Here is a 26,513-nt window from a genome sequence, read left to right on the forward strand (position 1 = left end):
TTCTCCCGCCTCAGAAGAACTCGCCCCACGGCTGGTCCCAGATCTGCTTCACGCACAGGATCAGGAACAGCAGGCCGGCGACGGCGAGCATGGCGTTGCTCAGCGGGCCGTTGCGCCACTCGCGGGGCGTGCGGGAGGAGTTGAGGAGCCAGATCAGGGTGGCGGCGAGGAAGGGCAGGAAGGCCGCGCCGAGGACGCCGTAGATGATGATCAGGCGGAAGGGCTGGCCCTCGAAGAGCAGGATCATCGGCGGGAAGGTCAGCCAGAGCAGATAGGCGCGGAACGGCCAGGAGCGCTCGCGGGTCCCGGAGGCGACCTCCTCGCCCTTGGCCCGGCCGGTGCCCGACAGGCGGGCCACGAAGTCGGCGAACATCAGGCTCACGCCGTGCCAGACGCCGATCAGCGAGGTGAACGACGTGGCGAAGAAGCCGATCAGGAAGAACGTGGCGGTGGCCGAGCCGTACTCCTCCTCCAGGATGTCGCCCAGCTGGATCAGGCCCTTGTCGCCGCTCGCGATGGCGACGTTCGCCGAGTGGAGCAGCTCCGCGCCGACGAACAGCATGGCGATGACGAAGATGCCGGTCGTGGCGTAGGCGACGCGGTTGTCCAGCCGCATGACCTTCATCCAGCCCGTGTCGGTCCAGCCCTTGGCGTTGACCCAGTAGCCGTAGGCCGCGAGGGTGATCGTGCCGCCCACACCGCCGATCAGGCCCAGGGTGTTGAGGATCGAGTCCTTCTCGTCGGGCAGCACCGGCAGGAGTCCGGCGAAGGCGTCGGCGATGTTCGGTGTGACCCGGATCGCGAGGTACACCGTCACCACGAACATGACGCCCACCAGGACCGTCATGACCTTCTCGAACACCGCGTACTTGTTGAACCAGACGAAGACCAGACCGACCAGGCCGCAGGCGATGCCCCACCACTTGAGGTCCATCACGTCCGGGAACAAGGCCTGCAACGGCAGCGCGCTCGACGACATGGCCGCCGCGCCGTAGACGAAGCCCCAGACGACGACGTAGACCGCGAAGAACCAGGTCGTCCAGCGGCCGAGGCTCGCCCAGCCGTCGAACAGGGTGCGGCCCGTGGACAGGTGCCAGCGGCCGGCCGCCTCGGCCAGGGAGATCTTCACCAGGCAGCCGATGATCGCGGCCCACAGGAGGGTGTATCCGAAGTTGCTGCCCGCGATCAGGGTGGCGACCAGGTCACCGGCGCCGACACCGGTCGCCGCGACGACGATGCCCGGACCGATGTGTTTCCAACTCGCCTTCCGGGGCTGCGGGGGTTGGATGGCCTCGTTCTCCGTGGTGTTTCCCGTGGTGTCCGCCATGCAGGTCAAGAAAGCCCAAAGGCGCCCGCAGGACAAGAGGGCCTGACCGGATCTTCACGCGATGCCCGTAGGACACCCCGCCCGGTCAGGCCCGGCGGAGCGTCACGGCTGTCGCCGACCGCAGCCGTTCGATCCGCACGTGCCGAGCTCGAACCACACGGTCTTGCCCGGCCCGTCCCGGTGGCAGCCCCAGCGCTGGGCGAGCGCGTCCACCAGGAACATTCCGCGGCCGCTCTCCCCGGTGCCCGCGTCCAGCACCCGCGGCACGCGGCGTTCGGCGTCGGCGACCTCGCAGCGCAGGATGCCGTGCGCGGCGAACAGGGTGAGACGGAAGGGGCTTCCGGCGTGTACCAGGGCGTTGGTGGCCAGTTCACCGACGAGGAGTTCGGCCACGTCCGCGACCTCGCCGTCCTTGCCGAGCCCCCATCCCTCCAACTGCCTGCGGACCTCCGCGCGTGCCTCGCGGACGGCGGAGGGCCGGGGTGCGTACTCGACACTCAGGTGGCCTGCTCCCAGGGGTGGTTGCGGGAACGGGCCGTAGCGGGCGTCGGGGTCCGGGAGGTGCCGCCCGGAGAGTTGCAGCATGGGTCCAGCGTGATCCCCGGGGGTGGTCCGGCACAGGGGGAGAACTACCCGATCCCCTACCTGCTTGTGCAGGTAGGGGGCTATGCGTACTGCAGACGGACCGTCGCTCCCCCGGCGTCGTCGCGGATGTCCACGTACGCGCAGACCTGGCGCGCGTACCAGAGCCCCGGGCCCGGATCCGGGCCGTCGGCCGGCGGGACGAAACCGGCGAGCGGATCGTCGAGGCGGCGTACCGAGCGCAGTTCGGCGACGCAGGCGGGTGCCTCGCCCCACAGCAGGAGTTCACCGTCGAGGGGCGCGAGGGCGGCGGCGGTCTCCGTCACGGCGGCGGCGAACAACTCGGCGTCCGCGGCGGCCAGTCCCCGCCCCACCGCCCAGCTCTGCACGGTCGCGGCGTGCGGCTCCGCGAGGGACAGCGCACCGGCCGGGGGCAACGGCAGTGGTACGGCGTCGAGTTCGGCGGCGAGCCGCAGCGGGTCCTCGTAGGCCTCGGTGTCGGGGTGGGTGCGGCGGGCCGCGGCGACGACGGCGGGCCCGGCGGTACGGGTGTCGTACGCGCACAGGACGGTCGTGGCCATGGGCGAGAAGAGGAGGTTGGCGAGGGCCTCGTAGCGGATCCACTCGGTGGTCTCGCGGGCCGAGCGGCCGGCGCGCCCGCTCCACACCGGCTCCATGACGAGGTGGAGCCGGCCGCCGGAGCCGGCGTGCGCGGTGAGGTAGGCGGCGGCCTGGGCGATGGCGTTGGCGGCGGAGCCGGTGTACCAGTCGGTGTGCGGGATGCAGGTGACGTCCTTCGCGTCGGAGCCGAGGGCGTCGCGCAGGAGGTCCAGGTTGCGCGGGGCGGCGATGGCGACCGGTGGCGGCTCGCCGGAGGCGCCGATGCCCTCGCCGAGGAAGGGCAGGGCGGCGGTGACGAAGCCGTCGTCGGAGTCGAAGACGGCCATGCGGTGGTCGAACGGGCTGGGTTCTGCGGTGGTCACGTGATCCCCTCGGGGTGGGTGTGGGTGTGGGTGTGGGGTGCGGATGGGGCGGGAGTGCGGGCGGGTCAGCGCTGTGCCGTCATCCAGGCGGCGATCTGGCTGCGGTTTCTGAAGCCGAGCTTGCTGAGGATGCGTTCCACATGCCCTTCGGCGGTGCGGCGGGCGATCACCAGGCGGTCCGCGATCTGCTGGTTGGCGAGCCCTTCGGCGACGAGCCGGGCGACCTCGGTCTCGCGGCGGGTCAGACGGACCGTGGTGTCGTCGTGCGGCGGCGGGGCGGCCTCCGCGGGGTGGGGGCGGCCCGGCTCCTGGAGGGCGTGGCCGACCAGTTCCGTGAGAGCGAGAGCGTGGCCCCGCCGGTGGGCCCGCTCGAACGCGTCGCGGCCCAGCGCCGGGGCCGCCCGCTCCTCGCTCTCCCGGCGTACGGAGTTGAGGGTGTGGGAGCCCCAGCGGTCGGTGTCGATGTCGGCCCAGACGCGGTCGGCGCCGCCCAGCAGCACGGCGGCGTGCTCGTGATCGCCGCGTTCGGCGGCGATCGACGCGAGCAGGTCGAGGGTGAGGGCGATGCCGATGACGTCGTGGACGGCGAGTTTCAGCCGCAGGGCCTCGCGGCCGTGGCGTTCGGCCCGGGGCCAGTCGCGGCGTACGGAGTGCGCGAGGGCGAGGATGCGCAGCACATAGGACCTGACCCATAGTTCGCCGTGGCTCTCACACAGCTCGAGGGCCTGTTCGCAGACCTCCACGGCCCGCTCGGCCTCGCCCAGGAAGCCCAGTGCGCAGGCGAGTTCGACCTGGTCGAGGCCGACGAGGCTGAGGTGCTGGCCGGGCACGGGGCCGCGGGAGACGGTGGCCTCGAAGTGCCGCAGCGCTCCGGGCAGGTCGTCGCCGAACAGCCGGATGACGCCGATGACGTACTCGGCGTGCGCGGCCTCGGCGGCGTCGCCGAGGGCACGGGCGAGTGCGAGGGCCTCGGTGGCGTGGCGGTGGCCCCGGGGGAAGTCCCGGGTGGCGGCGGCCAGCAGCCCGGCGACCCACAGGCCGCGGGCCCGTTCGCGGGTCGGCTCGGGGGCGGCGCGCAGGGCCCGGTCGAGCCAGTACAGGCCTTCCCGGGAGGCCCCGCAGGCGTGCCAGTGGAACCAGAGCGTGCCGGCGAGACGCAGTCCTGCGAGGGTCTCGCCGGGGACGGAGAGGCTGAAGTCGAGGGCTGCGCGCAGGTTGTCCCGGTCGGCGCGCAGCCGGGCGACGGTCTCCGGCTGCCCGGGCCCGAACCAGCCGCGCTCGCTCTCCTCGGCCCGCCGCACCATCCAGTCGCGCTGCCGCCGCCGGGCGGCCTCCTCCTCCCCCGCGACCCGCCTCAACTGCTCCAGCCCGTACTGCCGCAGCGTGTCGAGCAGCCGATACCGCACACCACCGGGCCCCGCCTCCCTGCAGAGCACGGACTTGTCCACGAGCCCGGCGACGGCTTCCAGCACGTCATCGGTACGCAGGCCCGGGGCTGGAAGCAGGGCGACGGCGGCCCCGGCGGGTGCGGCCGCGGGGTGGACGCGTGCGCCGGAGCCGCCGGTGGCCTGGGCGCATGCGCCGGAGCCGCCGGTGGCCTGGACGCGTGCGCCGGAGCCGCCGGTGGCCTGGACGCGTGCGCCGGAGCCGTCCGCCGGCCACGCGCCTGTGCCGGGGCCGTCGGGGTGCCCGCCGCTCGCACCAGAGCCGCCCCCGGCACGGGCACCTACGCCGGAGCCCTCGCCGGCACGGACGCCTGCGCCGGACCCATCCGTTGACCGGACGCCTGCACCGGACCCGTCCCCGAACCAACCACCCGCACCGGGCCCGTCCCCGAACCAACCACCCGCACCGGAACCCTCCCCAGCACGAACACCCGCGTCAGAACCCTCCCCGGCACGAAAGCCCACGCCGGACCAATCCACGGGCCGGACACACGCACCGGACCAATCCACGGGCCGGACACACGCACCGGACCCGTCCCCGAAACAATCACCCGCACCGGAACCCTCCCCAGCACGAACACCCGCGCCAACCCCATCCGCCAACCGGACACGCCCACCGGAGTCACCCCCGAGTCGGCCACCCGCACCGGAACCCTCCCCGGCGTGGACCCCCGCGCCGAGCTCCTCCGACGACTGGGCCGGCAACGCAGGCCGGGTCGCCGCGTGCGGGAGTGTGACGGGGTGACCCCCGTCTGCCGGCGGCCGGGCCACGGTCTCCGGCGTCGCGTCCGCGCACACCGCCTCCGCCGTCTCCAGGTCGAAGCTGCCTGCGAGGACCGACAGCCGGGCCCACACCGTCTGTTCGGGGAGTGTGCACAGGTCGTGGCTCCAGGCGACCGCCGCCCGCAGGGTCTGGTGGCGGGGCAGGGCCGCGGGGCTGCCGGTGGTGAGGAAGCGGTAGCGGTCGTCCAGGCGGTCGAGGAGCTGGTCGACGTCGAGGACGCGCATGCGGACGGCGGCGAGTTCGATGGCGAGGGGCAGGCCGTCCAGGCGGTGGCACAGGCGAGCGACGGAGGCGCGGTTGGCGGGGGTGAGGCGGAAGCCGGGGACGACGGCGGCGGCCCGGTCGGCGAAGAGCGTGAGGGCGGGGTAACCGTCGGCGGCGGACAGGTCGGCGTCCGGGTCGGGCACCGGCAGCGGCCGTACCTCCAGCAGGTGCTCCTCGGTGAGGCCGAGCCGGTGCCGGCTGGTGGCGAGGATCCGGACGCCCTCGGTGCCGTGCAGCAGGGCCGCGGCGAGCCGGGCGCACGCCGCCGCCAGGTGCTCGCAGTTGTCGAGGACGAGGAGCAGCCGCCGGTCCCGTACCTGCTCGACGAGGGCGTCCAGGGCCGGCTGGGCGGAGCGGTCGTGCAGGCCCAGCGCGTCGGCGGCGGCGAGCGGGACGAGGTCCGGGTCGTGCAGTCCGGACAGGTGCACGAACCGCACGCCGTCCGGGAAGGCCCGCCGCACACGGGCCGCGAGTCGTGCGGCGAGCCGGGTCTTGCCGACGCCGCCCGGCCCGGTCAGCGTCACCAGCCGTGCGCGGGCCAGCAGTTCGCGGCCCTGGGTCAGTTCGCCACGCCGGTCGACGAAGCTGGTCGTCTCGGCCGGCAGGTGGTGGTCCCGTCGTGGCGCTGATCCGCCCATGATCAGCCAGTCCTCTGAAGGGGTGGGGGTCCGGGGACCCGGACACTCCGACTCCCCTTGCGCGGACCCTCACCCTCTCCCGCTGCGTACATATATGCACGCCAGAGCCACCCCTGTGGGTGTACTTCCGGCGGGACCCCTCGACCGCGGCGCCGCGCGCGTACACTGCGCGGCCACTTTCAGTCTTGACCTGCTCATGCCATTAGCAGGACGATTTGCGCCACCCGCACCACGTACGTCGCACGGAACAACCCCACCTCCCACAAGGAGATTTCATGCGACTTCGCATACGAGGCTCCGGTGCCCGCACCGGCAGACGCACCGCTGCCCTCGCCGGCCTCCTCGCCCTCGCCCTCGCGGCGCCCCTGTCCGCGACGACGAGCGACGCCACCGCCGACAGCGCCCGCAAAGCGGCCGCCTCGGCCGACGACGTCCGGCAGTACGAGGTCCATCTGCACTCGACGGCCCAGGACCGCACGGCACTTCAGCGCACGGGCGTGACCGTCGACGAGGTCCACGGCCACGGTGTCGTCGTCTCCGGCCGCGCGGACCAGATCAAGAAGCTGCGCACGCTGGGCTACGAGGTCACCCGGCTCGGCGCGGTCCCCGACCGCTCCGCCGGCGAGGACGACCTCCGGCTCTTCGACTTCCCCTCGGGCGACTCGAAGTACCACAACTACGCGGAGATGACGAGCGAGATCAACTCGATCGTCGCGGCCAACCCCTCGATCGCGAGCCAGCGCGTGATCGGCAGGTCGTACCAGGGCCGGAACATCGTCGCCATCAAGATCAGCGACAACGTGGGCACCGACGAGTCCGAGCCGGAAGTGCTGTTCACCCACCACCAGCACGCCCGCGAGCACCTCACCGTCGAGATGGCGCTCTACCTGCTGCGCGAGCTGACCTCCGACTACGGTTCCGACTCGCGCGTCACCGGCATGGTGAACAACCGCGAGATCTGGATCGTCCCGGACATCAACCCGGACGGCGGCGAGTACGACATCGCCACCGGCTCCTACCGCTCCTGGCGCAAGAACCGGCAGCCCAACTCCGGTTCGTCGTACGTCGGTACGGACCTGAACCGCAACTGGAACTACCGCTGGGGCTGCTGCGGCGGCTCCTCGGGCTCGACGTCCTCCGAGACGTACCGCGGGACATCCCCCGAGTCCGCACCCGAGGTGAAGGTCGTCTCCGACTTCGTGCGCAGCCGGGTCGTCGGCGGCACGCAGCAGATCAAGGCGGGGGTCGATTTCCACACCTACAGCGAGCTGGTGCTGTGGCCGTTCGGCTACACCTACTCCGACACGGCGACCGGAATGACCGCGGACGACAACGCGGCGTTCAAGGCGGTCGGGCGGAAGATGGCCGCGAGCAACGGGTACACGGCGGAACAGTCCAGCGACCTGTACATCACCGACGGGTCGATCGACGACTACCTCTGGGGCACGCACAAGATCTTCGCGTACACCTTCGAGATGTATCCGCGCTCCGGGGGCGGGGGGTTCTACCCGCCCGACGAGGTGATCGAGCGGGAGACCTCCCGTAACCGCGATGCGGTGCTGCAACTGCTGGAGAACGCGGACTGTATGTACCGGTCGATCGGCAAGGAGAGCCAGTACTGCGGCTAGTCCGCGTCCGCCTCTGCCTCTGCCTTCACCTCGGTCGCGGTCTCTGTCTCTGTCTCGAAGTAGGCGTCCAGGACCGCGTCCAGCTGCTCGTCCCACTCCTTGAAGTGGCTCCTGGCCGGCGCCTCGATCTCGATCGGGTACCAGCGCCGGTCGGGAGTGTGGACGGTGACGGTGTACCGCTTGCCGAAGCGGGCCGTCTCCGTCTCCACCGCGCCGATCTCGTCCCAGCGGAACTCGCAGTCCTGGTCGTCCAGGGACAGGCGTACGCCCCTGTGGTCGGCGACCATTCTGGCGCGGCGGTCGGACGCCTCGAAGACGGGGCCGTCGGTGTCGGTGTCCTCCTCCTGCTCGGAAGGGGACACCTCCGCCGCCTCCGCCGCCTCTTCCGGCTCGGCGGCGGCCGCGTCGGCCTCCTCGGCGTCCGCGACCTCAGGCTCCTTCTCCGGCCCGTCCTCCTCCGTCCCTCGGGACGCGGGTGGCGTGAGCCCGGGGATGAAGGCCGGGTCGAATCCGGCGCCTTCCAGGGGCTGGCTGCTCGAACCTATGCGCTGCTCCACAGGGGAGGAGTATGGTCGAGAAACCTGTGCGGCACACAGTCGACCCCGACTTCGTTATCAGACGCCTACACGAACAGGCTCAATACCGCCGCCACCGCGAACCCCGCCACGGACAGCACACTCTCCAGCACCGTCCAGGTCTTGAGGGTGTCCCGCTCGCTGATGCCGAAGTACTTGGCGACCATCCAAAAACCTCCGTCGTTGACGTGCGAGGCGAAGATGGAGCCGGCCGAGATGGCCATGATGACCAGGGCGACGAAGGCCTGGGAGTGGTCTCCCTCGGACAGGAGCGGGGCCACGATGCCGGCCGTCGTCACGATCGCCACCGTCGCCGAGCCCTGGGCCACGCGCAGGACCACGGAGATCAGGTAGGACAGGACGAGCACCGGCAGGCCCACATCGTTGAAGGTGTCCGAGAGGGCCTGGGCGACGCCGCTGGCCTTGAGGACGGCACCGAAGATGCCGCCCGCGCCGACCACCAGCAGGATGTTGCCGACCGGCTTGAGGGACGCGGTGGACACCGTCTCCAGGGACTTGCGGGACCAGCCGCGGCGGATGCCGAGCAGGTAGTACGCGAGGAACAGGGCGATGGTCAGCGCCACGAACGGGCTGCCGAAGAACTCGATCACCGAGCGCGGGGTCGAGGGGTCCAGGGCGATCGAGGAGAAGGTCGCCGCGAGGATGAGGACCAGGGGCGTGCCGATGATGCCGAGCACCGTGCCGAGGGAGACGGGCTGCTCGCTGGGCGCGACCCCGGCGGCCCGCTGCTCGTCGACGACGGCCTGCTTCGCCTCCTCCGCCGCCTCGACCATGTCCTGCGGCACGGGGACGAAGATGCGGCGGCCGACCCACGCCGAGTAGCCCCAGGCGGCCACCACGGCGGGCAGACCGCAGACGACGCCCATGAGGATGACCCAGCCGAGGTCGACGTGGAGGAGACCGGCCGCGGCGACCGGGCCGGGGTGCGGCGGCAGGAAGGCGTGCGTCACGGACAAGCCGGCGAGCAGCGGCAGGCAGTAGAGCAGGATCGACTTGCCGGAGCGTTTGGCGGCGGCGTAGACGATCGGGGCCAGGACGAAGATGCCGACGTCGAAGAAGACCGGGATGCCGAAGATCAGGCCCGTGAGACCCATGGCGAGCGGGGCGCGCTTCTCGCCGAACAGACCGAGCAGACGCCTCGCCAACACCTCGGCGCCGCCGCTGACTTCGAGGATCGCGCCGAGCATGGTGCCCAGGCCGATGATGATCGCGACATGGCCGAGGATGCCGCCCATGCCGGATTCGATGGTGGAGACGGCATCCGACTTCTGGACCGTGCCGAAGAGTTCGGTGACCGACAGGCCGGCGGCGAGGCCGACGGCTATGGAAACCGCGAGCAGGGCGACGAACGGCTGGAGTCTCGTCTTGATGATGAGGAACAGCAGGAGCCCGATACCCAGGGCGGCGGTGAGCAGGAGTCCGGCCGTGCCGTCCACGAGGAGGAGCAGGCCTCCGGTGTGGGGTGGGGTCTCGGCGGGGGCGGACGCGGCAAGCGAAAGGGACATTCGGGGGTCCTCTGCGTAAATGCATGCGGCTTCTGGGTAGGGGGGAGCACGGCGCGGCGCATCGGTGGCGCCGCGCCTCGATAAGGCGGGGTGAGGGTGGGGGTGGGGTCAGCCGAGAACGGCCAGTGCGTCGATCTCGATGAGGAGACCCGCGGGGAGTCCGACGTAGACGGTCGTGCGCGCGGCGGGCGGCCGGGTGAGGCCCTGCTCCTCGAAGTACGCGTTGTAGATGGCGTTCATCTCGGCGAAGTGGTCGACGTCCGTGAGGTAGACGCGGATCATCATCACGTCGTCCCAGGAGGCGCCGCCCTCCTCCAGGATGGCCTTGACGTTGGCCAGGGTCTGGAGGGTCTGCTCGCGCAGGGTCGGCCCGGCGGGCGTGGGCGCCTTGCCCTCCTCGGCGGGCAGGAAGCCGACCTGGCCGGCGACCTGGAGGATGTTGCCCTTCTTCACACCGTGCGAGAACTTCGCCGGCGGGGTGGTGTGGGTCTTGGGGGTGAGTGCGATCTTGTCCGTCATACGGTGCCCTTCACTGGTGTTCTGCCGGAGTACTCCCCGCTGATCGCGTCCGCCGTCCGGCGCACCAGCGGCAGGAGGGTGAGGAGTTCGTCGGCGGTGACGACGACGTTCGGCGCGGAGACCGACATCGCGGCGACGACCCGGCCGTCGGCGCCGCGGATGGGCGCCGCGACGCAGTTGATGGACTCCTCGTGGCCGCCGAGGTCGGTGGCCCAGCCCTGTTCGCGCACCTTCTCCAGCTCCCGCAGGAAGGCGCCGGCGTTGGGTGTCGAACGGGACGTGTACGTGGGGTAGTCGAGCTTCTCCGCGATCCCGCGCCGCTCGTGCTCGGGCAGGTCGGCGAGCAGCAGCTTCGCGACCGCGGCGACGGTGATGGCGACGGGCTTGCCGATGCGGGAGTACATCCGCACCGGGTAGCGGCTCTCGACCTTGTCGATGTAGAGGACCTCGTTCTCCTCGTACACGGCGAGGTGCACGGTGTGCCCGCAGCTCTCGTTGAGGCGGACCAGGTGGGGATGGGCGATCTCGCGGACGTCGAGGTTCTCCATCGCCTCCTGGGCGAGGGCGAAGAGCCGGGCGCCGAGGCGGTAGCGCTGGTCGGACTGGCGGTAGACCAGGCCGTGCTCGTGGAGGGTGCGCAGCAGCCGCAGGGCGGTGGACTTGTGCACACCGAGGCGGTCGGCGACCTGCCCCAGGTCGGCGGGGCCCTCGGCGAGCAGCGGCAGGATGCTCAGCGCGCGGTCGACGGTCTGGCTCATGGCGTTCGTACCTCCTCGGCGGCCCGCTGTGTCTCCTCGGTCCAGCCCGGGCCGAGTCGCAGTCTCCCCCATGCCGCGTCGTCCAGGGCGACGAGCCGGTCGGCGTGCTCCCGCGCCGGCGGCGTGGCGAGGTCGCCGGGCACGGTGAGCGCGGCGGCGGCTATCAGATGCCCGTGCCGCAGCCGCTCCCGCACGGGCAGTGCGCGCAAGGTCGCGGAGAGGAACCCGGCGGCGAAGGCGTCGCCCGCGCCGACCTCGGCGACGACGTCCACGCGCGGAGCCCGGACGAGGGTGGCGGCGCCGTCCGCGTCCTCCACGTCCGCGGGGTCCTCGCCGAAGGCGACGGCGCCGCCCGGGCCCATCTTGACGACCACGAGCTCGGGTTCGGGCAGCGCGTCCCGCACGGCGGACGCACCGTGCAGTCCCCAGGCGTCGAGCGCCTCGTCGGCGCCGACGAACACGACGTCCGCGCGGCGGGCGAGTTCCAGCAGGACGCGGGGCCCGTCGGGGTCCGGCCACAGTCCCGGCCGGTGGTTGACGTCGAAGGAGACGAGCGGCCGCCGCGGCCCCGGCTCGGTCAGCTCCCACAGCAGGTCGAGGCAGCTGCCGGAGAGCGCCGCCGTGATCCCCGACAGGTGCAGCACCCGGGCGGCCCGCACGGCCGCCAGGTCCACGGTGCCTGCGGACATCGCCGAGGCGGCCGATCCGGCCCGGTAGTAGGCGACCTCGTGGGCGTCGGTGGCCCGGTCCCCGGCCGTGCGGAAGTAGATGCCGGTCGGACGCGCCGGATCGCGCCGTACGGAGGCGACGTCGACGCCGTAGGACCCGATCTCCTCGACGAGGTGGTCGCCGAAGCCGTCGGCGCCGACCGCGCTCACCCACCGCACGGAGTGCCCCGCCGCCGCCAGCACGCACGCCACGTTCGACTCCGCCCCGCCGATGCCCCGCGCGAAGGACGGCACGTCGGCGAGGCGCCCCGGGCGGGACGGCAGGAACGTGACCATGGACTCGCCGAGCGCGACGACGTCCACGACGTCGGGGGCGTTGCAGGGTCCGGTGGGGGTCACGATGCTCGTAGCTCCTCGTCGAAGGCGTCGGGGGGGGCGGGGTGCCGGGGTCGGTGCGGCCGGTGGCGGTTTCATTGACCGGGGGTGGCCGAGATGTTAGACAGCGTTCAGCGACATACGCAATGAAGGTTGCAAGACCTGCAACACCGCAGATCAGGGAGGCTTCATGACGGCCGACACCGCCCAGTCCCTCGCTCGGCTCGCCGCCGAGCGCGTCGATCACCGCTTCAAGGGCCTCCCGCCGGACGCCGACGGGCTGACCGTCGCCGAGCTGGCCGGCCAGCGCCGCAACCTCTTCACCGGCGGTTTCGCCACGCCCGTGCTCGCGCTGTCCGCCGAGCGCCTGGAGCACAACCTGAAGCTCATGGAGACGTACGCGGCCCGGCACGGTCTGACCTTCGCGCCGCACGGCAAGACCTCCATGGCGCCGCAGCTGTTCCAGCGGCAGATCGAGCACGGGGCGTGGGGCATCACACTGGCCGTGCCGCACCAGGTGCGGGTGGCGCGGGCGTTCGGGATCCGGCGCGTGTTCCTGGCGAACGAACTGGTCGACGCGGCGGCCCTGCGCTGGATCGCGGCCGAGCTGGACGCCGACCCGGACTTCGAACTGATCTGTTACGTCGACTCCGTGCGCGGCGTCGAGCTGATGGACGCCGCGCTGCGGGACGCGGGCGCCTCCCGACCGGTGGACGTCGTCGTCGAGCTCGCCGCCGGTGAGGGCGCCCGCACCGGCGCCCGTACGGAGGCCGAGTGCGCGGCGGTCGCCGACGCGGTGGCGGGCACACGGACGCTGCGGCTGGTCGGCGTCGCGGGCTACGAGGGCGAGGTGCCCAAGGCCGACTCCGAGCGGGTGACGGCGTGGCTGCGGCGGCTGGTTGCGCTCGCCGCCGGCTTCGACGAGGCCGGGCGGTTCGCCGGGCTGGACACGATCGTGGTCAGCGCGGGCGGCAGCGCCTGGTTCGACGCGGTCGCCGAGGTCTTCGCCGAGATCCCCGAACTGTCCCTGCCCGCCCTGAAGTTGCTGCGCTCGGGCGCGTACGTCTCGCACGACGACGGCCACTACCGCAAGCTGACCCCGTTCAACCGGGTCCCCGAGGAGGGCGCCCTGGAGCCGGCGTTCCGCCTGTGGACGCAGGTGGTGTCGCGGCCGTCGGCCGAGCAGGCCTTCATCAACGCCGGCAAGCGGGACGCGGCCTACGACCTCGATCTGCCCTTCGCCCAGGTGATCCGCCGGGACGGTGCCGAGCGCCCGGCAACTGGCGTGACGGTGACGGCCATGTCCGACCAGCACGCCTGGCTCGCCACCACGCCGGAGGCGGATCTGGAGGTCGGCGACTGGGTCGGGTTCGGGCTGTCCCACCCGTGCACCTCGTTCGACAAGTGGCAGCTGATCCCCGTCGCCGAGGCGGACGGCACGGTCGTCGACTACGTCCGCACGTTCTTCTAGGAGGCCGGGTCCCATGGAAGAGCTGGTCATCCGGGACGCCGACGTCGTCGACGGCTCCGGCGCGGACGCGTACCGGGCCGATGTCGTGGTCGACGGCGGCCGGGTCACATCGATCGTCAAGGAGGCCGCGGCGGCCGGCTGCCAGCGGCCCACGGCACGCCGGGAGCTGGACGCCGAGGGACTCGTCCTGTCCCCCGGCTTCGTCGACATGCACGCGCACAGCGACCTGGCGCTGCTGCGCGACCCCGACCACAGCGCCAAGGCCGCGCAGGGCGTCACGCTGGAGGTCATCGGCCAGGACGGGTTGTCGTACGCGCCGGTCGACGACCGCACGCTCGGCGAGGTGCGGCGGGCGATCGCCGGGTGGAACGGCCCCGGTGACGACATCGACTTCGACTGGCGCACGGTCGGCGAGTACCTGGACCGGCTGGACCGCGGGATCGCCGTGAACGCGGCCTATCTGATCCCGCAGGGCACGGTCCGGGCGCTCGCCGTCGGCTGGGAGGACCGCGAGGCGACCCCGGCCGAGCTGGGCCGGATGCGCCGGCTGGTCGCCGAGGGCATGGAGCAGGGCGCCGTCGGCATGTCCTCGGGGCTGACGTACACGCCGGGCATGTACGCGCCCGACGCCGAACTGACCGAACTGTGCCGGGTGGTGGCGTCGTACGGCGGCTACTACTGCCCGCACCACCGCTCCTACGGCGCCGGGGCGCTCCGGGCCTACGAGGAGATGGTGGCGCTGACCCGGGAGGCGGGCTGCTCCCTGCATCTCGCCCACGCCACCATGAACTTCGGCGTGAACAAGGGCCGGGCCCCGGAGCTGCTGGCGTTGCTGGACGAGGCGCTCGCGGCCGGGTCCGACATCAGCCTCGACACCTACCCGTACACCCCGGGCTGTACGACGCTGGCGGCCGTGCTGCCGAGCTGGGCGAGCGAGGGCGGCCCGGAGAAGACCCTCGGGCGGCTGGCGGACGAGGACACGGCGGAGCGCATCCGCCACCACCTGGAGGTCACCGGCTCGGACGGCTGCCACGGTGTGCCCGTCGAGTGGGACACGATCGAGATCTCGGGCGTGGGCGATCCGGCCCTGGCCGATTTCGTCGGCCGGACGATCCGGGAGTCGGCGGACCGGCGGCGCGAGGCGCCCTGGGCGACCGCGCGCGGGCTGCTGCTGGCCGACCGGCTGGCCCCGACGATCCTCCAGCACGTCGGGCACGAGGAGAACGTCCGGGCGATCATGCGCCACCGGGTGCACACCGGCGGCTCGGACGGCATCCTCCAGGGTGCCAAGCCCCACCCGCGCGCCTACGGCACGTTCCCGCACTATCTCGGGCACTACGTAAGGGAGTTGGGGGTGCTGTCGCTGGAGGAGTGCGTCGCGCACCTCACCTCGCGCCCGGCCGCGCGGCTCCGGCTGCCCGACCGGGGGCTGGTCCGCGAGGGCTACAAGGCCGACCTGGTGCTCTTCGACCCGGCGACGGTCGCGGCGGGCTCCACCTTCGCGGAGCCGCGCACGCTCCCGACGGGGATTCCGCACGTCCTGGTCGACGGCCGGTTCGTGATCGAGGACGGCCGGCGCACGGACGTGCTGGCGGGCCGGGCGGTCCGCAGGATTCCTCCCGCGTGACCGCCCGGCGCACCCTGCCTGCCCTACGGCTTGGGCAGGGTGCAGCCGCTCGCGCTCAGGTCGAGCTTGTTGTCGATCCCGAAGCAGGCCGGGATCCCGTAGGTCTGCTGGGCGTAGTTGATGCCCTTGCGGACGGTCACGTTGCCGTTCGCGTCGACCTCGCACGGGTTGTTCACCGTGCAGCGCTCACCGTCCTCGTTGCCGGTGTTGTTGATGGCGACGACCTTGTTGGTGGCCTGGTCGACGACAGGGGAGCCGGACGTGCCGCCGATGGTGTTGCAGGCGGAGGTGTAACGAACCGAGTCCTTCCAGGTCCAGTCGCCCTCCTTCAGAGTGGGGGCGAACCCGTCGATGGTGCAGCTGTAGATCCGCTTCCAGTAGCCGGAGGGGATGCTGATGGCGGTCCCGGCGACCGGGTGACTGTCGTTCAGCGTCAGCGGGTTGATGTTGTACGAGCTCTTGATCTGCGCGTACGTGGTGGTGAGCTGGTACAGCGCGACGTCCGTGTCGGTCATCGTGCCGTAGGCGAGCTTGGCGGCGCGCAGGGTCGCGACGCGCGAGCCGGAGGCGCCCAGCAGGCTGAAGGTGCGGCTGGACGCCTTGTCGACGAGGACCTCGCCGGGGCCGGGGAAGCCGGACTCCAGGCAGTGGCCGTTGGTCATCACGAGCGCCGGGTCGTCGGCCTCGGAGTCCGGCATGCGGACGACGGAGCCGGAGCAGTTGCTGAGCGCGACGGTGCCCGCGAAGTTCACGGCCTTGGCCTTCTGGCCGGTGAGCCCGGACAGCGTCTGCTCCACGGACGTGACCACACCCGAGACCGCGGATGTGGCCGAGCCCGTGTCCGCGGCCTTGCCGACGCCCGTGGGGGCGGCATCGGCAGCGGTCGCGGGGGCCGCGCCGGCCCCGGCTATCGCCAGGGCGCAGAACGCGGCGGCGAGAGGTTTTCTCATGGGGGGTCCCCTCTTGCGACGGAGGCGACCGGAAATCTTCCGGCCGCCCGCACTGTTGTCATGTGCATTGTGATCGTCACAAGAGGGCGGCACAAGAACCTGTTCCACATCCGGAATCCTGGATTCCGGTCCGACCCTACTCAACCGCCCCTACAGGCGGGTCACTTGGGGTCCTTGCTGCCGCCGGGGCCGCGCCCTGGGTTCTGTCCGGACCTGCCGGGCGCCGAAGTGGAGGCGGTGGGAGTGGAGTCCGCCGGGGCACCGCTCGTGGGGCCGGAGGCCGGGGGCGGCGCGCTGTCCGTACCGGACGCGGACGGGGACCGGCTCGCACCGGAAGACGGCGACGCGGACGCGGCGTTGGACGGCTCGCCGGAATCGCCCGACCCGGCGACGAGAGGAGCCTCGGACGCCTCGGCCGGACTCGACGTACCGCTCTCCGTCGCCGGCGACTCCCCCGCCGTCGGACCCGTGCGGCCACCCTCGCCGCCCCGCGTCCCACCGGAGGGCCCCGAGAAGGCGAAGCCGGCGATCAGGGCGACCGCCGACGCGGCACCCACGGCACCAACGGCGACCGCCACACGGCGCACCGGCCGGGGAGCCGGCTTGCGCCGGGCCCCCTGTGACCCGCACCGCCCCTGCCTCGCCCCGGCACCGCGGGCAGCTCGCGGGTGTCACCGGCGCCGCCCGCACCGTCCGGGCCACCGGGATACACACCGGGGTACGCGCGCGTGGCGTCCACACCGTCGACGGGCTGCACACCGGGACGGATGCCACCGGCGCCCTCCGCGCCGCCCGGGTGCCCGGCACCGCCCGGGTGCCCGGCACCGCCCGTGTCCGTCGTGTCGTACACGTCCTGCCATCCGTGCGCCGCCGCCGGATCCGCGTACGCGTCGTAGGCGGGGGGGCGCGGCAGCCTGCGGCAGGTACACGTTCGGCACGTCCTGCGGCTCGGGGCCGGTCACTCCGTCGGCGTATTCGAATGACTTGGACATGGCGGCGCATTCTAGGGACCGAAGGTGCTGGTGGGACAGCGAGCGGCGATATCGCCCCAAATCCCCGTGTCTCACGTGGCGGAAAACACGACCCGGGACGCGTTACCGGGCCGTAAGCTCCCAGACATGCAGGTGATCCAGTCGACCAAGCTCGCCAATGTCTGTTACGAGATCCGGGGCCCGGTTCTCGAGGAGGCGATGCGCCTGGAAGCAGCAGGGCACCGCATCCTCAAGCTGAACACCGGCAATCCGGCCGCGTTCGGCTTCGAGTGCCCGCCGGAGATCCTGGAGGACGTCCTCCGCAACGTGTCGTCGGCACACGGCTACGGCGACGCCAAGGGCCTGCTGGCCGCGCGCCGGGCGGTCGTGATGCACAACCAGACCCTCGGCATCGAGACCGACGTCGAGCACGTCTTCATCGGCAACGGCGTCTCCGAGCTGATCGTGATGGCGATGCAGGGCCTGCTGGACGACGGCGACGAGGTCCTCGTGCCCGCGCCCGACTACCCGCTGTGGACCGCCGCCGTCTCCCTGTCCGGCGGCACTGCCGTGCACTACCGCTGCGACGAGCAGGCCGACTGGATGCCGGACCTCGCCGACATCGAGCGCAAGGTCACCGACCGCACCAAGGCGCTCGTGATCATCAACCCGAACAATCCGACGGGGGCCGTCTACGACGAGGCGATGATCAAGGGGCTCACCGACATCGCCCGCCGCCACAACCTGCTGGTCTGCTCCGACGAGATCTACGACAAGATCCTCTATGACGAGGCCACGCACACCCCGACCGCCTCCGTCGCCCCGGACCTGTTCACCCTCACCTTCAACGGCATGTCGAAGGCCTACCGGGTGGCCGGCTACCGGGTGGGCTGGATGTCGATCTCCGGGCCGCGCGCCCACGCCGACTCCTACATCGAGGGTCTGACGATCCTGGCGAACATGCGCCTGTGCGCGAACATGCCCGGGCAGCACGGGGTCGTCGCGGCGCTCAGCGGGCGGCAGACGATCAACGACCTGGTGCTGCCGGGCGGGCGGCTGCGCGAGCAGCGGGACACGGCGTACGAGCTGCTGACCCAGATCCCCGGGGTGTCCTGCGTGAAGCCCAAGGGCGCGCTGTACCTCTTCCCGCGTCTCGACCCCAAGGTCTTCAAGATCAAGGACGACCGCCGCATGGTCCTGGACCTGCTGCGGCGCGAGAAGATCATGGTCGTCCAGGGCACGGGCTTCAACTGGCCGGAGCCGGACCACTTCCGGGTGGTGACCCTGCCGACGGTCGGCGACCTGACCGACGCGATGGGACGGATCGGGCACTTCCTGGACGGCTACAGCCAGCCCTGACCGCGCACCTCCGACTCACCCCGGCTGCCTGCTCACGCTTTGTGTGCAGGCAGTCCTGTTTTGTGAACGAATCAACTTTAGACGAAATCTAAGCTAGGATGGCTTCCTGTAAGAACTCAGGAGGCCTTCCCATGTACGAACCGATCCGCGCCAAGTCGGTCCACAGCACGGTGGACGGCCCCAACCCCGACTTCCCCCACCGCTCCCGTGAGGAAGAGCTGGACATCCAGCTCGCGGGCCATCTCGCCGCCCTGCTCGCCGTCACGGACGAGCTGCGTGCGACGCAGACCTCGCCCGACCTGGACACGGCCGCGGAGCGGCTCGCGGAGCAGGTGGGCAGGCTGCGCGGCGGGCGCACCCCGGTGCGCGCGTCGACGAGCGGCAGGCGCGAGCGCGGCACGGCCGCCCTGCACCGCAAGGCGCACGCCCTGGCGGGCCGGGCGCTGGTCGTCGCCGCCTCCCGCGCCGACACGGCGGCGGCGATCCTCGCCGCCGAGCGGATGGACGCCCACACGGCGGCCCTGGAGCCGCGCGAACTCGCGTCCCACTGAGCCCCTCGGGGGCTCCCCCCATACGGCCCCGGTCCGCGCGCACCCGCAGCGACGCGCGGACCGGGCGCCATCAACCCCTCCGTGAGGGCCATCAGGTACCCGTACCCGGTGGCCCTGACGCCTGTTGTGAATCGCGCCGCCTGTTGTGAATCGCGCCGCGATCACCCGGTCACCCGGGGCGTCGGCCGCCCACGGCTGTCGGCCTCCCAAGGGTGTCGGCTGCCCGGCTGCCGCCTTCGGCCGTCGGCCACCCGGCTCCCCCTTCGGCCGTCGGCCCACCGTGGCCGCGTACGGCTGGGACTACGCGCGGCCGGGGACGACGGGGCACGTCGGATCAGCCGGAGCGCCGCGCGCCGAGGGCGGTGACGACGTGACGGGAGATCACGCGGCCGCCCTCCTCCTCCGCCGCCTCCGCCCGCGTCAGGACGCCTGTCTCCGGGTCCACGGTGAAACCGCACGTCAGGCACTCATCAGGAGCCCAGGCGCTGAGCGGAAAGGTGCGCAGCGGACGGACACCCGCCCGGACGGAGGTCGCCGAGACGGCCGTGACGTGCGCCAGGTGGGACAGGATCCTGGCGGGCGCGAGCAGTTCGGCCAGCCGGGCCGCAGGCGGGCTTGTCGCGTCCGGCGCGTAGTCCCCGGTGACCGTCAATTCCCGCCCACCGACCGAGACCGTCCAGGACCGGGCCGACGGCTCGCCCGTGAAGGCCAGGTCCTCGAACGGGTCGGCCTCGACGGCGACGTCGCCCGTCAGCCGGACGGGCTCGACCATGGTCCTGGCCATCCGTGCCACCACCCGCCCCGCCGCGGCCGACGAGCGCACGTCGCGGACGCTCACCTCATGGACCCGGGCCGTGGCCAGCGGGCCACGGTCGTCGTGGAGCGTGACGGACGACAGGAAACCCGTGACGGGATCGAGCCGCACGCTCAGAGTCCGGGCACCGGGCGGCAACCAGGCGTCGGCGGGGTCGGCGAACAACGGGTGCGGAACCAGGAAGAGTTCGACGTACCCCTCACCACGCTCGGCCCGCGTCACCGCCCCGATCCCCCGGATCAGCCGGGCAGGGTCGAACAGGACGGCCCACGGCTCGTCGGAGTCCTCCTCGCGGAGCAGGGCGGGCGAGACCCCGTCCAGCCGGAAGGTCCGCGTTCCCCCGGACCGCTGCCGCGAGGCAGGTCCGCCACTCGTCCCGGAGCCGAACCGCCCCCCGAGCTCCGGCTCGAACTCCCGCTCCTCATGCCCGATCTCGACCACCGCGTCCACCCGCGCGTCCTCGGCGACCGTCGCGGCGATCCGGGACAACGCCCAGGCGGTCAGCGCGTCGTGCTCTGCGGGCGGGTCGCCCAGCCAGTGGGTAGTTGCCATGATGCCCAGGTCTCCTCGGCGCCGGGACGATCCGGTGCCCACGTGGCGGCGTGACGAGCGCCGTGTTTCAGGTCGGCGGCGCCCGCCGGCAGTCACTCTGACCTTCCAAGATCAGCAAGCCAAGTCCTTTACGGCACCGAGGAAACGCTTGCCAAGCCGGGAGGCATGGGGCTGAACCACCCCGCCGTACGCGCCCTGCCTCAAACGCGGTGGGACGTACGCCAGTTACCGCGAGACACAAGGGCACGCAAGACAGCTCGGACACACATACGGATGTGGCTCATAACCGACCGCGGATCACAGCTCCGGGGAGGCTCGTCGGATTTCGGTCAACGTGCTCACCGCAAGTGAGGACAGAACCGAGCATTCCGCCCCCATCACGCGGCAGTTGCGACGGTATGGGCCTGGCCGGACGAGAGAAGCGGCGGGGCTCATTCCAGCCCGCATGCAACAGGTGTTCGAGGGCACGCCGCGTCGATTTGTGCACTTCCTATGAAAACTTGTGTGGCCCAGGTGACCACATGCGTCACCGGTTCTGACTGTCTGTCTGACTTCCGTGGGGGAAGCTGATGCATTCACGTGCGCAGAGCACGTCACTGTGGCGTGCCCGAAGAACACCCAGAACCGCTCTCCTGTCCGTGCTCACGACCGCCGCCGTGGTGCTGTCGGCGGCACCGGGGCTGGCGGCGCCGCCCAAGCCGGAGTTACCGGAGCCGGAGAGTCCGTGGACCCGGCCGACGAAGGTGGAGGCTCCCGCGACTCCGGCCGGATCGATCAGGGCACCGGAATCGCAGGCGGAGGCCGAGCCGTCGGCCGAGGTCGCCGCTTGGCGGGCGGCACAGCGGGCCCGTACTGCGGGCGGCAAGGCCGGGGCCGAGCGTGCGGGGGCCGCCGCCGAGGCCACCCCGTTCGTGCCCGAGGGGCAGGGCCAGGTGCCCTGGCACCGGATCATCGACACCCGCCTGAACGACGCGCTCGTGGCGCGGGTGAACCTCTCCAACGGCAATCTGATGCTCGCCGCGACCGACTTCGACATCGCCGGCGTCGGTCGGAAGCTGCAGCTGACGCGGACGTACAACTCCCTTGAAGCGCCCTGGGGGAAGGTGTCCCAGCGCTGGTGGCAGGCGTACGAGCGCTATCTCCAGTTCGGTGACGGGGAAGTGATCGTCTACGACGCCACCGGCGACGCCCTGCGGTTCAAGCAGACGTCCACCGGCGGCTACACCACGCCGACGGGCTACTCCAAGGACCTGAAGAAGAACGCGGACGGCACCTACACGCTGACCGACCGCAAGTCGGGCTCGAAGGACACCTACGACGAGCACGGCACGCTGACCAAGGTCACGGACAAGAACGACGGCACGATCACGGTCGCCCAGCACGACGAGGGCGGCGAGCACAAGGGCTTCAAGCTGACCGAGACCCGCTCGGGCCGCTGGATCGACCTGGTGAAGACGAACGCCAGTCAGTGGCAGGCCAAGGATCACACGGGCCGCACGGCCGTGTTCGACCTGGACCCGGCGGGCAACCTGGCCAAGGTCACCGACACCGACGGCAAGGCCACGGCATACGCGTACGACTCCTCGCGCCGCCTGACGAAGGTGACCACGCCCGAGGGCACCGTCACCCTGTTCACCTACGACGACCACAGCCGCGTCACCTCCATGCAGCGTGCCACCGAGGTGACCAGCGGCGGCCACATCGGTCCGACCTGGCGCTACGACTACACGGCCGCCACCCCGTCGGAAGCGGGTACGACGACGGTCACCGACCCCGAGGGCGACGAGACGCGGTACGCACACAACGCGGACGGCGAGGTCACCAAGGTCACCGACCCGCTGAACCACTCCCGCCACGCCAAGTACACCAACCACCTGGTGCAAAGCGCGATCGACGCGATGGGCACGGGAGCGGACGGCACCGGCGGCAACACCACCACCTACGGCTGGGACGGCCGCAACAACGCCGTATCCCAGAAGCTCCCGCTCGGGGCGACGGCGTCCGTGACGGCGTATCAGACGGTCGCCGGGACCGACCTGCCCAATGACTTCACCAGCGCGGACGGCCGCAAGGACACCTTCAAGTACGACACCAACGGCAACACCATGTCGGTGACCACGTCGGGCACCGCCGGCGGCACCCGCGAGTACACCTACAACAAGGACACCCCGACCTGCGGCGGCTTCGAGGGCCAGCGCTGCACCGCCAAAGACGCAAACGGCAAGGTCACCTCCTTCGAGTACGACGCCAAGGGCAACCTCAAGAAGGTGACCCCGCCCGCCCCGCTGGGCACGACGACCTACACCTACGACGCGCTCGGCCGGGTGGAGACCGTCACCGACGGACGCGGCATCAAGACCGTCTACGTCTACGACAACCGCGACCGCGTGACGAAGGTGTCCTCCACCAACGCAACGGTCACCTACGCCTACGACGGCGACGGCAACGTCAGGACCCGCACGGACGCCTCCGGCACCACGGGCTGGACCTACGACAAGCTCAACCGCGAAAGCGTCCGCACCCTGCAGAACGGCGCCCAGACGGCGCTGGCCTACACCCCGGGCGGCGAGGTCGACCACTACATCGACCCGACCGGCAAGACCGACTACACCTGGGACAAGGCCGGCCGCCTGGACTACCTGACCGCCCCGGACGGCAAGAAGACCGATTTCGACCACAACAACAACGACAAGCGCACCAAGACGGTCTACCCCGGCGGCACGACACAGTCGGTGACGATCGACAAGAACGGCCGCCCCGAGGCCATCAAGACCACCTCGGGCACGACCACACTCATCGACCTGACCTACAGCTACAAGAACACCGCTGGCAAGGACACCACCAAGATCCGCACCCGCACCGACAACCTCACCAAGTACAAGACCACCTACGACTACGACTCCCAGGACCGCCTGCGCTACGCCCTGGAAGCCGACTCCGCGGGTGCCCGCAAGGCGTCGTGGCTCTACTGCTGGGACAAGGCCGGCAACCTCACCAGCCAGGACGGCACCAAGAACGCCTGCCCCGGCGGCACGACCTACACCTACGACGACGCGAGCGAACTGACCGGCAAGAACGGCTCCACCGCCGGCTGGTCCTACGACAAGCTCGGCAACGAGACGGCGGGCGCGAGCGCCACGGCTCGCACGAACGAGACGTGGACCGACTACAGCCAGCTCTCCGCCATCACCGCGGGCGGCAAGAACTACGACCTGGTCCACGCCGGCACGGACAACTCCGAGCGCACCAAGCTGGGTCCGACCTGGTTCCACCACACCGCACTCGGTCTGGCCTCCACGACGACGAACGGCGTCGACACCGGATTCATCCGCGAACCGGCGGGCACCTTGAACTCCATGACGACTGGGGGGAAGTCCTACTACTACCTCACCGACGCCACGGGCAACGTCCTCGGCCTCACCGACGACACGGGCAAGCGCACGCACACCTACGCCTACGGCCCCACAGGCCTGCCCCGCGGCACCACCACCGAGGCAGCCCCCCAGCCCCACCGCTACGCGGGCACATACCTGGATCCGACCGGCCTCTACAAGATGGGCCACCGCTACTACGACCCGTCCCTCGGCCGCTTCACCCAGCCGGACCCGTCGGGGCAGGAGACGAATCCCTACCTGTACGCCGGTGGCGACCCTGTCAACAGAAGTGATCCTGCTGGGCTGCTCTCGCTGGACACTTTGGGAAATATGGGCAGCGGGCTCTCTGTCGCCGGCATCGTATATGAAGGGCTCACTGGCGGCCCTGACGCTGCGGAAGCGGCAACGGCTGGCGTCATCGCGGACATCGGGATCACGGGTCTTTGTGAAGCGGGGGCGGCCGTTGTCGGAGGACCGGCCGGAGCGGGGGCAGCGGTGCCCTATTGCGCTTCCATAGGAGCAGCTGCGGGAACCTACGTCGCAATGAATTACCAGAACAGTACGACTTGAGGGACAGCTGCCAGGATACGGCGCTCCCCGTATCCTGGCAGCGCTAATCCAGCGGGAGGAAGCCAGAGTGAACCGCGCAAAAAATGAGAGAGAAAGCCGAAAAACAGCAGCGATTCTTGCCGGCATCGGCGCACTTGAGCTGGCTTGCGGGATCTCTCTGGGATTTCTGTCCTTTCCGTCCTGGGGACTGACTGACAGTTCATTCACGCTAGGGAAAGCACTGAGCGCTATATTCACCTGCGGCGCCTTCGTCTGTTTTCTTGCGGCGATCACAAGGAGCCGGAAATGACATACTCACCTGGTTTAACAGCCAGCAGCAAGTACTCGCCCATCGAAAACGGGCAGGATGCACTCATATTCATCATCTGCTTCGCCGTCATAATCATTGCGTTGTACGTTCTCGTGAAGGTTCGACGCGGCAGGTGAGAGGTCCGCCCTTCCCGCCCCCGTTCGGGGGAACCGAGGCGCCTCGACTCAGACCCGCATCCCCTCGGCAGTCGCGCTCGGCACGGGAATCGCATCTGGCATCGTGATCGCAGCAGCAGGCGGAGTTACCCTGGCGGTCTTCGCCTTCCTAGCACATCGAAAGACCCGCTCCTGACAAAGCACTTCGAATTTCGAGACGGCGGGCAGCGCCAGCTGCCTTCAGGGAGAAGTCCTCCAGACTCCAGAGTCCCACAGGGTCGCTGTTGTTGATGGGGCGCCGCCGGCGTATAGGTAGGGATTCGCCTCCTGCCCCGATGGGTCGGGTTGGGTGAAGCGCCCTTGCCAGTGCAGTGGGTGGTTGTGTGACGGGCGCTGTAACGGGGCTCATCGCGGGGCCCGTAGAGGCCGGGGGCGGATGCCTCGCTGGTGCGGCCATAGGTGGATACGGCGGACTGGCGACAGGGGCCGTCGACTACACCTGGGGAGAGCTCCCCTCCTAGTCAGGAAGAAGCGAACGGGACAGGAGACGGAATGGGGACAACCCTTGTCACTGGCTTGATCATCGGAGGAGTTCTCGGTGTCATCACCGTACTGATCATGAGCCGTCGGAATCGTTAGAGGCATCGCGGCAGTCGCGGCTGGGCCGGGATTTACCACAGTCGTCGGCTGCGTCCCCACCATCGCTGCTGCCGGCGGTGCTTTGACCGGCGTCGGAGTGGCAATCCAGAAGTAGCAGAAGGCATTTGAGTGAATGCAGCCGGCAAGAAGACGGCCGCGGTTCTCGCCATCGTGCTTCTGGCGGGTCTGGCCTTCGCGGTCTCAGCGTGGACAAGCTACAGCGTTGCCCGGGTGCTGATCATCGAGGGTGTAGCCCTCTTGATCGTCAGCAGCTTGGTCTGGCTGGTGGGGCGACGCCGAACGTAGACGACTGCGACGTGGCCTCGGCGGAGCCATTTGTCGAGGCCACAGCGCCGGGGCGCTGCCGCACGGCGCGGCCACCGGTTGTGTCGCGGGCGTAACAGTCGGAGGTCTCAACGGTGCTGTAGGAGGAGCTGCGCAAGGAACCTACGAGGAACTGCAGTGATGCGCAGCATTGAGGAGTGAAGTAGTGCTGGACAGCAAGCCCCAGAGCAGGCTGGTAACCGGCCTCATTCTCCTGATCCTTACAGGCCCCTTCGTGCTATATCGGATGGACTGGGGCACGGCAGGCATACTCTGGCTCGTCATATGGGGAGCAGTGGTCGGGGTGCTCGCCTACCCCCCGCAGCACTGCGGCATCGGCTCACCGCCAACCGGCGAGGACCGGCCAGCTGAAACCGGCAAGCCAGGGCGAACGATCAGAAGGGTACGCCTTGAGGCACCGCTGCCCGGATACGGCGCTCACAGAGCTGATCTGCTGAATCTCTCTGGGTTTTCTGTCCTTTCCGTCCTGGGGGCTGGCTGACAGTTCATTCACGCTGGGGAAAGTACGGAGCGCCACATTCATCTGCGGCACCCGTCCGCATTCCAGGCCCGCACGAACGAGGCCTGGACGGACTGCAGCAGCTCTCCGGATCACCGCAGGCGGCAAGTCCTACGACCTGGTCCACGCCGGCACGGACAACTCCGAGCGCACCAAGCTGGGTCCGACCTGGTTCCACCACACCGCACTCGGTCTGGCCTCCACGACGACGAACGGCGTGGACACCGGATTCATCCGCGAACCGGCGGGCACCTTGAACTCCATGACGACTGGGGGGAAGTCCTACTACTACCTCACCGACGCCACGGGCAACG

Annotated in this window: 19 protein-coding genes and 1 pseudogene; 8 read left to right on the plus strand and 12 right to left on the minus strand. The window is 70.6% G+C overall.

Features of this window, described 5'->3' with window-relative positions; translation table 11 throughout:
• Positions 1 to 10: 10 nt before the first annotated feature.
• From K4G64_RS06300 to K4G64_RS40970, 4 genes are all read right to left on the minus strand, one after another.
• Positions 11 to 1,327, minus strand: coding sequence for an Nramp family divalent metal transporter (locus K4G64_RS06300; RefSeq protein WP_221755020.1), 1,317 nt, complete (start codon positions 1,325 to 1,327; stop codon positions 11 to 13).
• 102 nt (positions 1,328 to 1,429) lie between these two features.
• Positions 1,430 to 1,912, minus strand: a complete 483-nt coding sequence (locus K4G64_RS06305; protein ID WP_260460087.1) for an ATP-binding protein — start codon at positions 1,910 to 1,912, stop codon at positions 1,430 to 1,432.
• Between the two features lie 80 nt (positions 1,913 to 1,992).
• Positions 1,993 to 2,892, minus strand: a complete 900-nt coding sequence (locus K4G64_RS06310) for an MEDS domain-containing protein (RefSeq protein ID WP_221755021.1) — start codon at positions 2,890 to 2,892, stop codon at positions 1,993 to 1,995.
• Between the two features lie 65 nt (positions 2,893 to 2,957).
• On the minus strand, positions 2,958 to 6,023 hold the full coding sequence (locus tag K4G64_RS40970; RefSeq protein ID WP_308122257.1) for a LuxR C-terminal-related transcriptional regulator: 3,066 nt from the start codon (positions 6,021 to 6,023) through the stop codon (positions 2,958 to 2,960).
• Between the two features lie 275 nt (positions 6,024 to 6,298).
• On the opposite strand from K4G64_RS40970, the gene K4G64_RS06320 reads away from it, so the two are divergent.
• Positions 6,299 to 7,651, plus strand: coding sequence for a M14 family metallopeptidase (locus tag K4G64_RS06320; RefSeq protein WP_221755022.1), 1,353 nt, complete (start codon positions 6,299 to 6,301; stop codon positions 7,649 to 7,651).
• Here the strand turns inward: K4G64_RS06320 and K4G64_RS06325 are convergent.
• The 5 genes from K4G64_RS06325 to K4G64_RS06345 all read right to left on the minus strand — a co-directional run bounded on the left by K4G64_RS06325 (position 7,648) and on the right by K4G64_RS06345 (position 12,096).
• The gene (locus tag K4G64_RS06325) at positions 7,648 to 8,208 is read right to left on the minus strand and encodes a hypothetical protein (RefSeq protein WP_221755023.1); all 561 of its coding nucleotides are present in this window, start codon (positions 8,206 to 8,208) and stop codon (positions 7,648 to 7,650) included. The two genes, K4G64_RS06320 and K4G64_RS06325, sit on opposite strands and share 4 nt — an antisense overlap.
• A gap of 65 nt (positions 8,209 to 8,273) precedes the next feature.
• The gene (locus tag K4G64_RS06330; RefSeq protein WP_221755024.1) at positions 8,274 to 9,752 is read right to left on the minus strand and encodes a GntP family permease; all 1,479 of its coding nucleotides are present in this window, start codon (positions 9,750 to 9,752) and stop codon (positions 8,274 to 8,276) included.
• Between the two features lie 108 nt (positions 9,753 to 9,860).
• The gene (locus tag K4G64_RS06335) at positions 9,861 to 10,271 is read right to left on the minus strand and encodes a RidA family protein (protein WP_221755025.1); all 411 of its coding nucleotides are present in this window, start codon (positions 10,269 to 10,271) and stop codon (positions 9,861 to 9,863) included.
• On the minus strand, positions 10,268 to 11,029 hold the full coding sequence (locus K4G64_RS06340) for an IclR family transcriptional regulator (RefSeq protein ID WP_189592179.1): 762 nt from the start codon (positions 11,027 to 11,029) through the stop codon (positions 10,268 to 10,270). The genes K4G64_RS06335 and K4G64_RS06340 overlap by 4 nt, the downstream gene beginning before the upstream one ends.
• Positions 11,026 to 12,096 (minus strand): sugar kinase, encoded by a 1,071-nt coding sequence (locus tag K4G64_RS06345; RefSeq protein ID WP_308122258.1) that lies wholly within the window; start codon positions 12,094 to 12,096, stop codon positions 11,026 to 11,028. The genes K4G64_RS06340 and K4G64_RS06345 overlap by 4 nt, the downstream gene beginning before the upstream one ends.
• A 166-nt stretch (positions 12,097 to 12,262) precedes the next feature.
• Here K4G64_RS06345 and K4G64_RS06350 point away from each other — a divergent pair, with 166 nt between their 5' ends.
• Together K4G64_RS06350 and K4G64_RS06355 are read left to right on the plus strand one after the other, a co-directional pair.
• Complete coding sequence (locus K4G64_RS06350) at positions 12,263 to 13,543, plus strand: amino acid deaminase (protein ID WP_221755027.1); 1,281 nt, start codon at positions 12,263 to 12,265, stop codon at positions 13,541 to 13,543.
• Positions 13,544 to 13,556: 13 nt separating this feature from the next.
• A complete protein-coding gene (locus tag K4G64_RS06355) occupies positions 13,557 to 15,170 on the plus strand; it encodes an amidohydrolase family protein (protein ID WP_221755028.1) in 1,614 nt (537 codons plus the stop codon).
• A gap of 23 nt (positions 15,171 to 15,193) precedes the next feature.
• Here the strand turns inward: K4G64_RS06355 and K4G64_RS06360 are convergent, their stop codons facing one another.
• A complete protein-coding gene (locus tag K4G64_RS06360) occupies positions 15,194 to 16,120 on the minus strand; it encodes a serine protease (RefSeq protein WP_221755029.1) in 927 nt (308 codons plus the stop codon).
• 1,118 nt (positions 16,121 to 17,238) lie between these two features.
• On the opposite strand from K4G64_RS06360, the gene K4G64_RS06365 reads away from it, so the two are divergent.
• Together K4G64_RS06365 and K4G64_RS06370 are read left to right on the plus strand one after the other, a co-directional pair.
• On the plus strand, positions 17,239 to 18,450 hold the full coding sequence (locus K4G64_RS06365) for a pyridoxal phosphate-dependent aminotransferase (RefSeq protein WP_221755030.1): 1,212 nt from the start codon (positions 17,239 to 17,241) through the stop codon (positions 18,448 to 18,450).
• A gap of 131 nt (positions 18,451 to 18,581) precedes the next feature.
• Complete coding sequence (locus K4G64_RS06370) at positions 18,582 to 19,001, plus strand: hypothetical protein (protein ID WP_221755031.1); 420 nt, start codon at positions 18,582 to 18,584, stop codon at positions 18,999 to 19,001.
• Between the two features lie 334 nt (positions 19,002 to 19,335).
• On the opposite strand, the gene K4G64_RS06375 is transcribed toward K4G64_RS06370, so the two are convergent.
• Positions 19,336 to 20,367, minus strand: a complete 1,032-nt coding sequence (locus K4G64_RS06375; protein WP_221755032.1) for a hypothetical protein — start codon at positions 20,365 to 20,367, stop codon at positions 19,336 to 19,338.
• Between the two features lie 569 nt (positions 20,368 to 20,936).
• Between K4G64_RS06375 and K4G64_RS06380 the strand changes: the two genes are divergently transcribed.
• Entirely contained in the window at positions 20,937 to 24,311 is a 3,375-nt protein-coding gene (locus K4G64_RS06380; protein WP_221755033.1) for an RHS repeat-associated core domain-containing protein, read from the plus strand.
• Between the two features lie 67 nt (positions 24,312 to 24,378).
• Positions 24,379 to 24,600 carry a hypothetical protein gene (locus K4G64_RS06385; RefSeq protein ID WP_221755034.1) on the plus strand — a complete coding sequence of 74 codons (222 nt, stop codon included), beginning with the start codon at positions 24,379 to 24,381 and terminating at the stop codon, positions 24,598 to 24,600.
• A 285-nt stretch (positions 24,601 to 24,885) separates the two neighbouring features.
• On the opposite strand, the pseudogene K4G64_RS41310 reads toward K4G64_RS06385, so the two are convergent.
• Positions 24,886 to 25,076, minus strand: a pseudogene (locus tag K4G64_RS41310) (hypothetical protein); the annotation flags it as partial.
• Between the two features lie 769 nt (positions 25,077 to 25,845).
• Here K4G64_RS41310 and K4G64_RS06390 point away from each other — a divergent pair.
• Positions 25,846 to 26,181 carry a hypothetical protein gene (locus tag K4G64_RS06390; RefSeq protein WP_221755035.1) on the plus strand — a complete coding sequence of 112 codons (336 nt, stop codon included), beginning with the start codon at positions 25,846 to 25,848 and terminating at the stop codon, positions 26,179 to 26,181.
• Positions 26,182 to 26,513 lie beyond the last annotated feature (332 nt).

This window comes from Streptomyces sp. WAC04114 (assembly GCF_019733245.1).
Taxonomy (GTDB): Bacteria; Actinomycetota; Actinomycetes; order Streptomycetales; family Streptomycetaceae; genus Streptomyces; species Streptomyces massasporeus_A.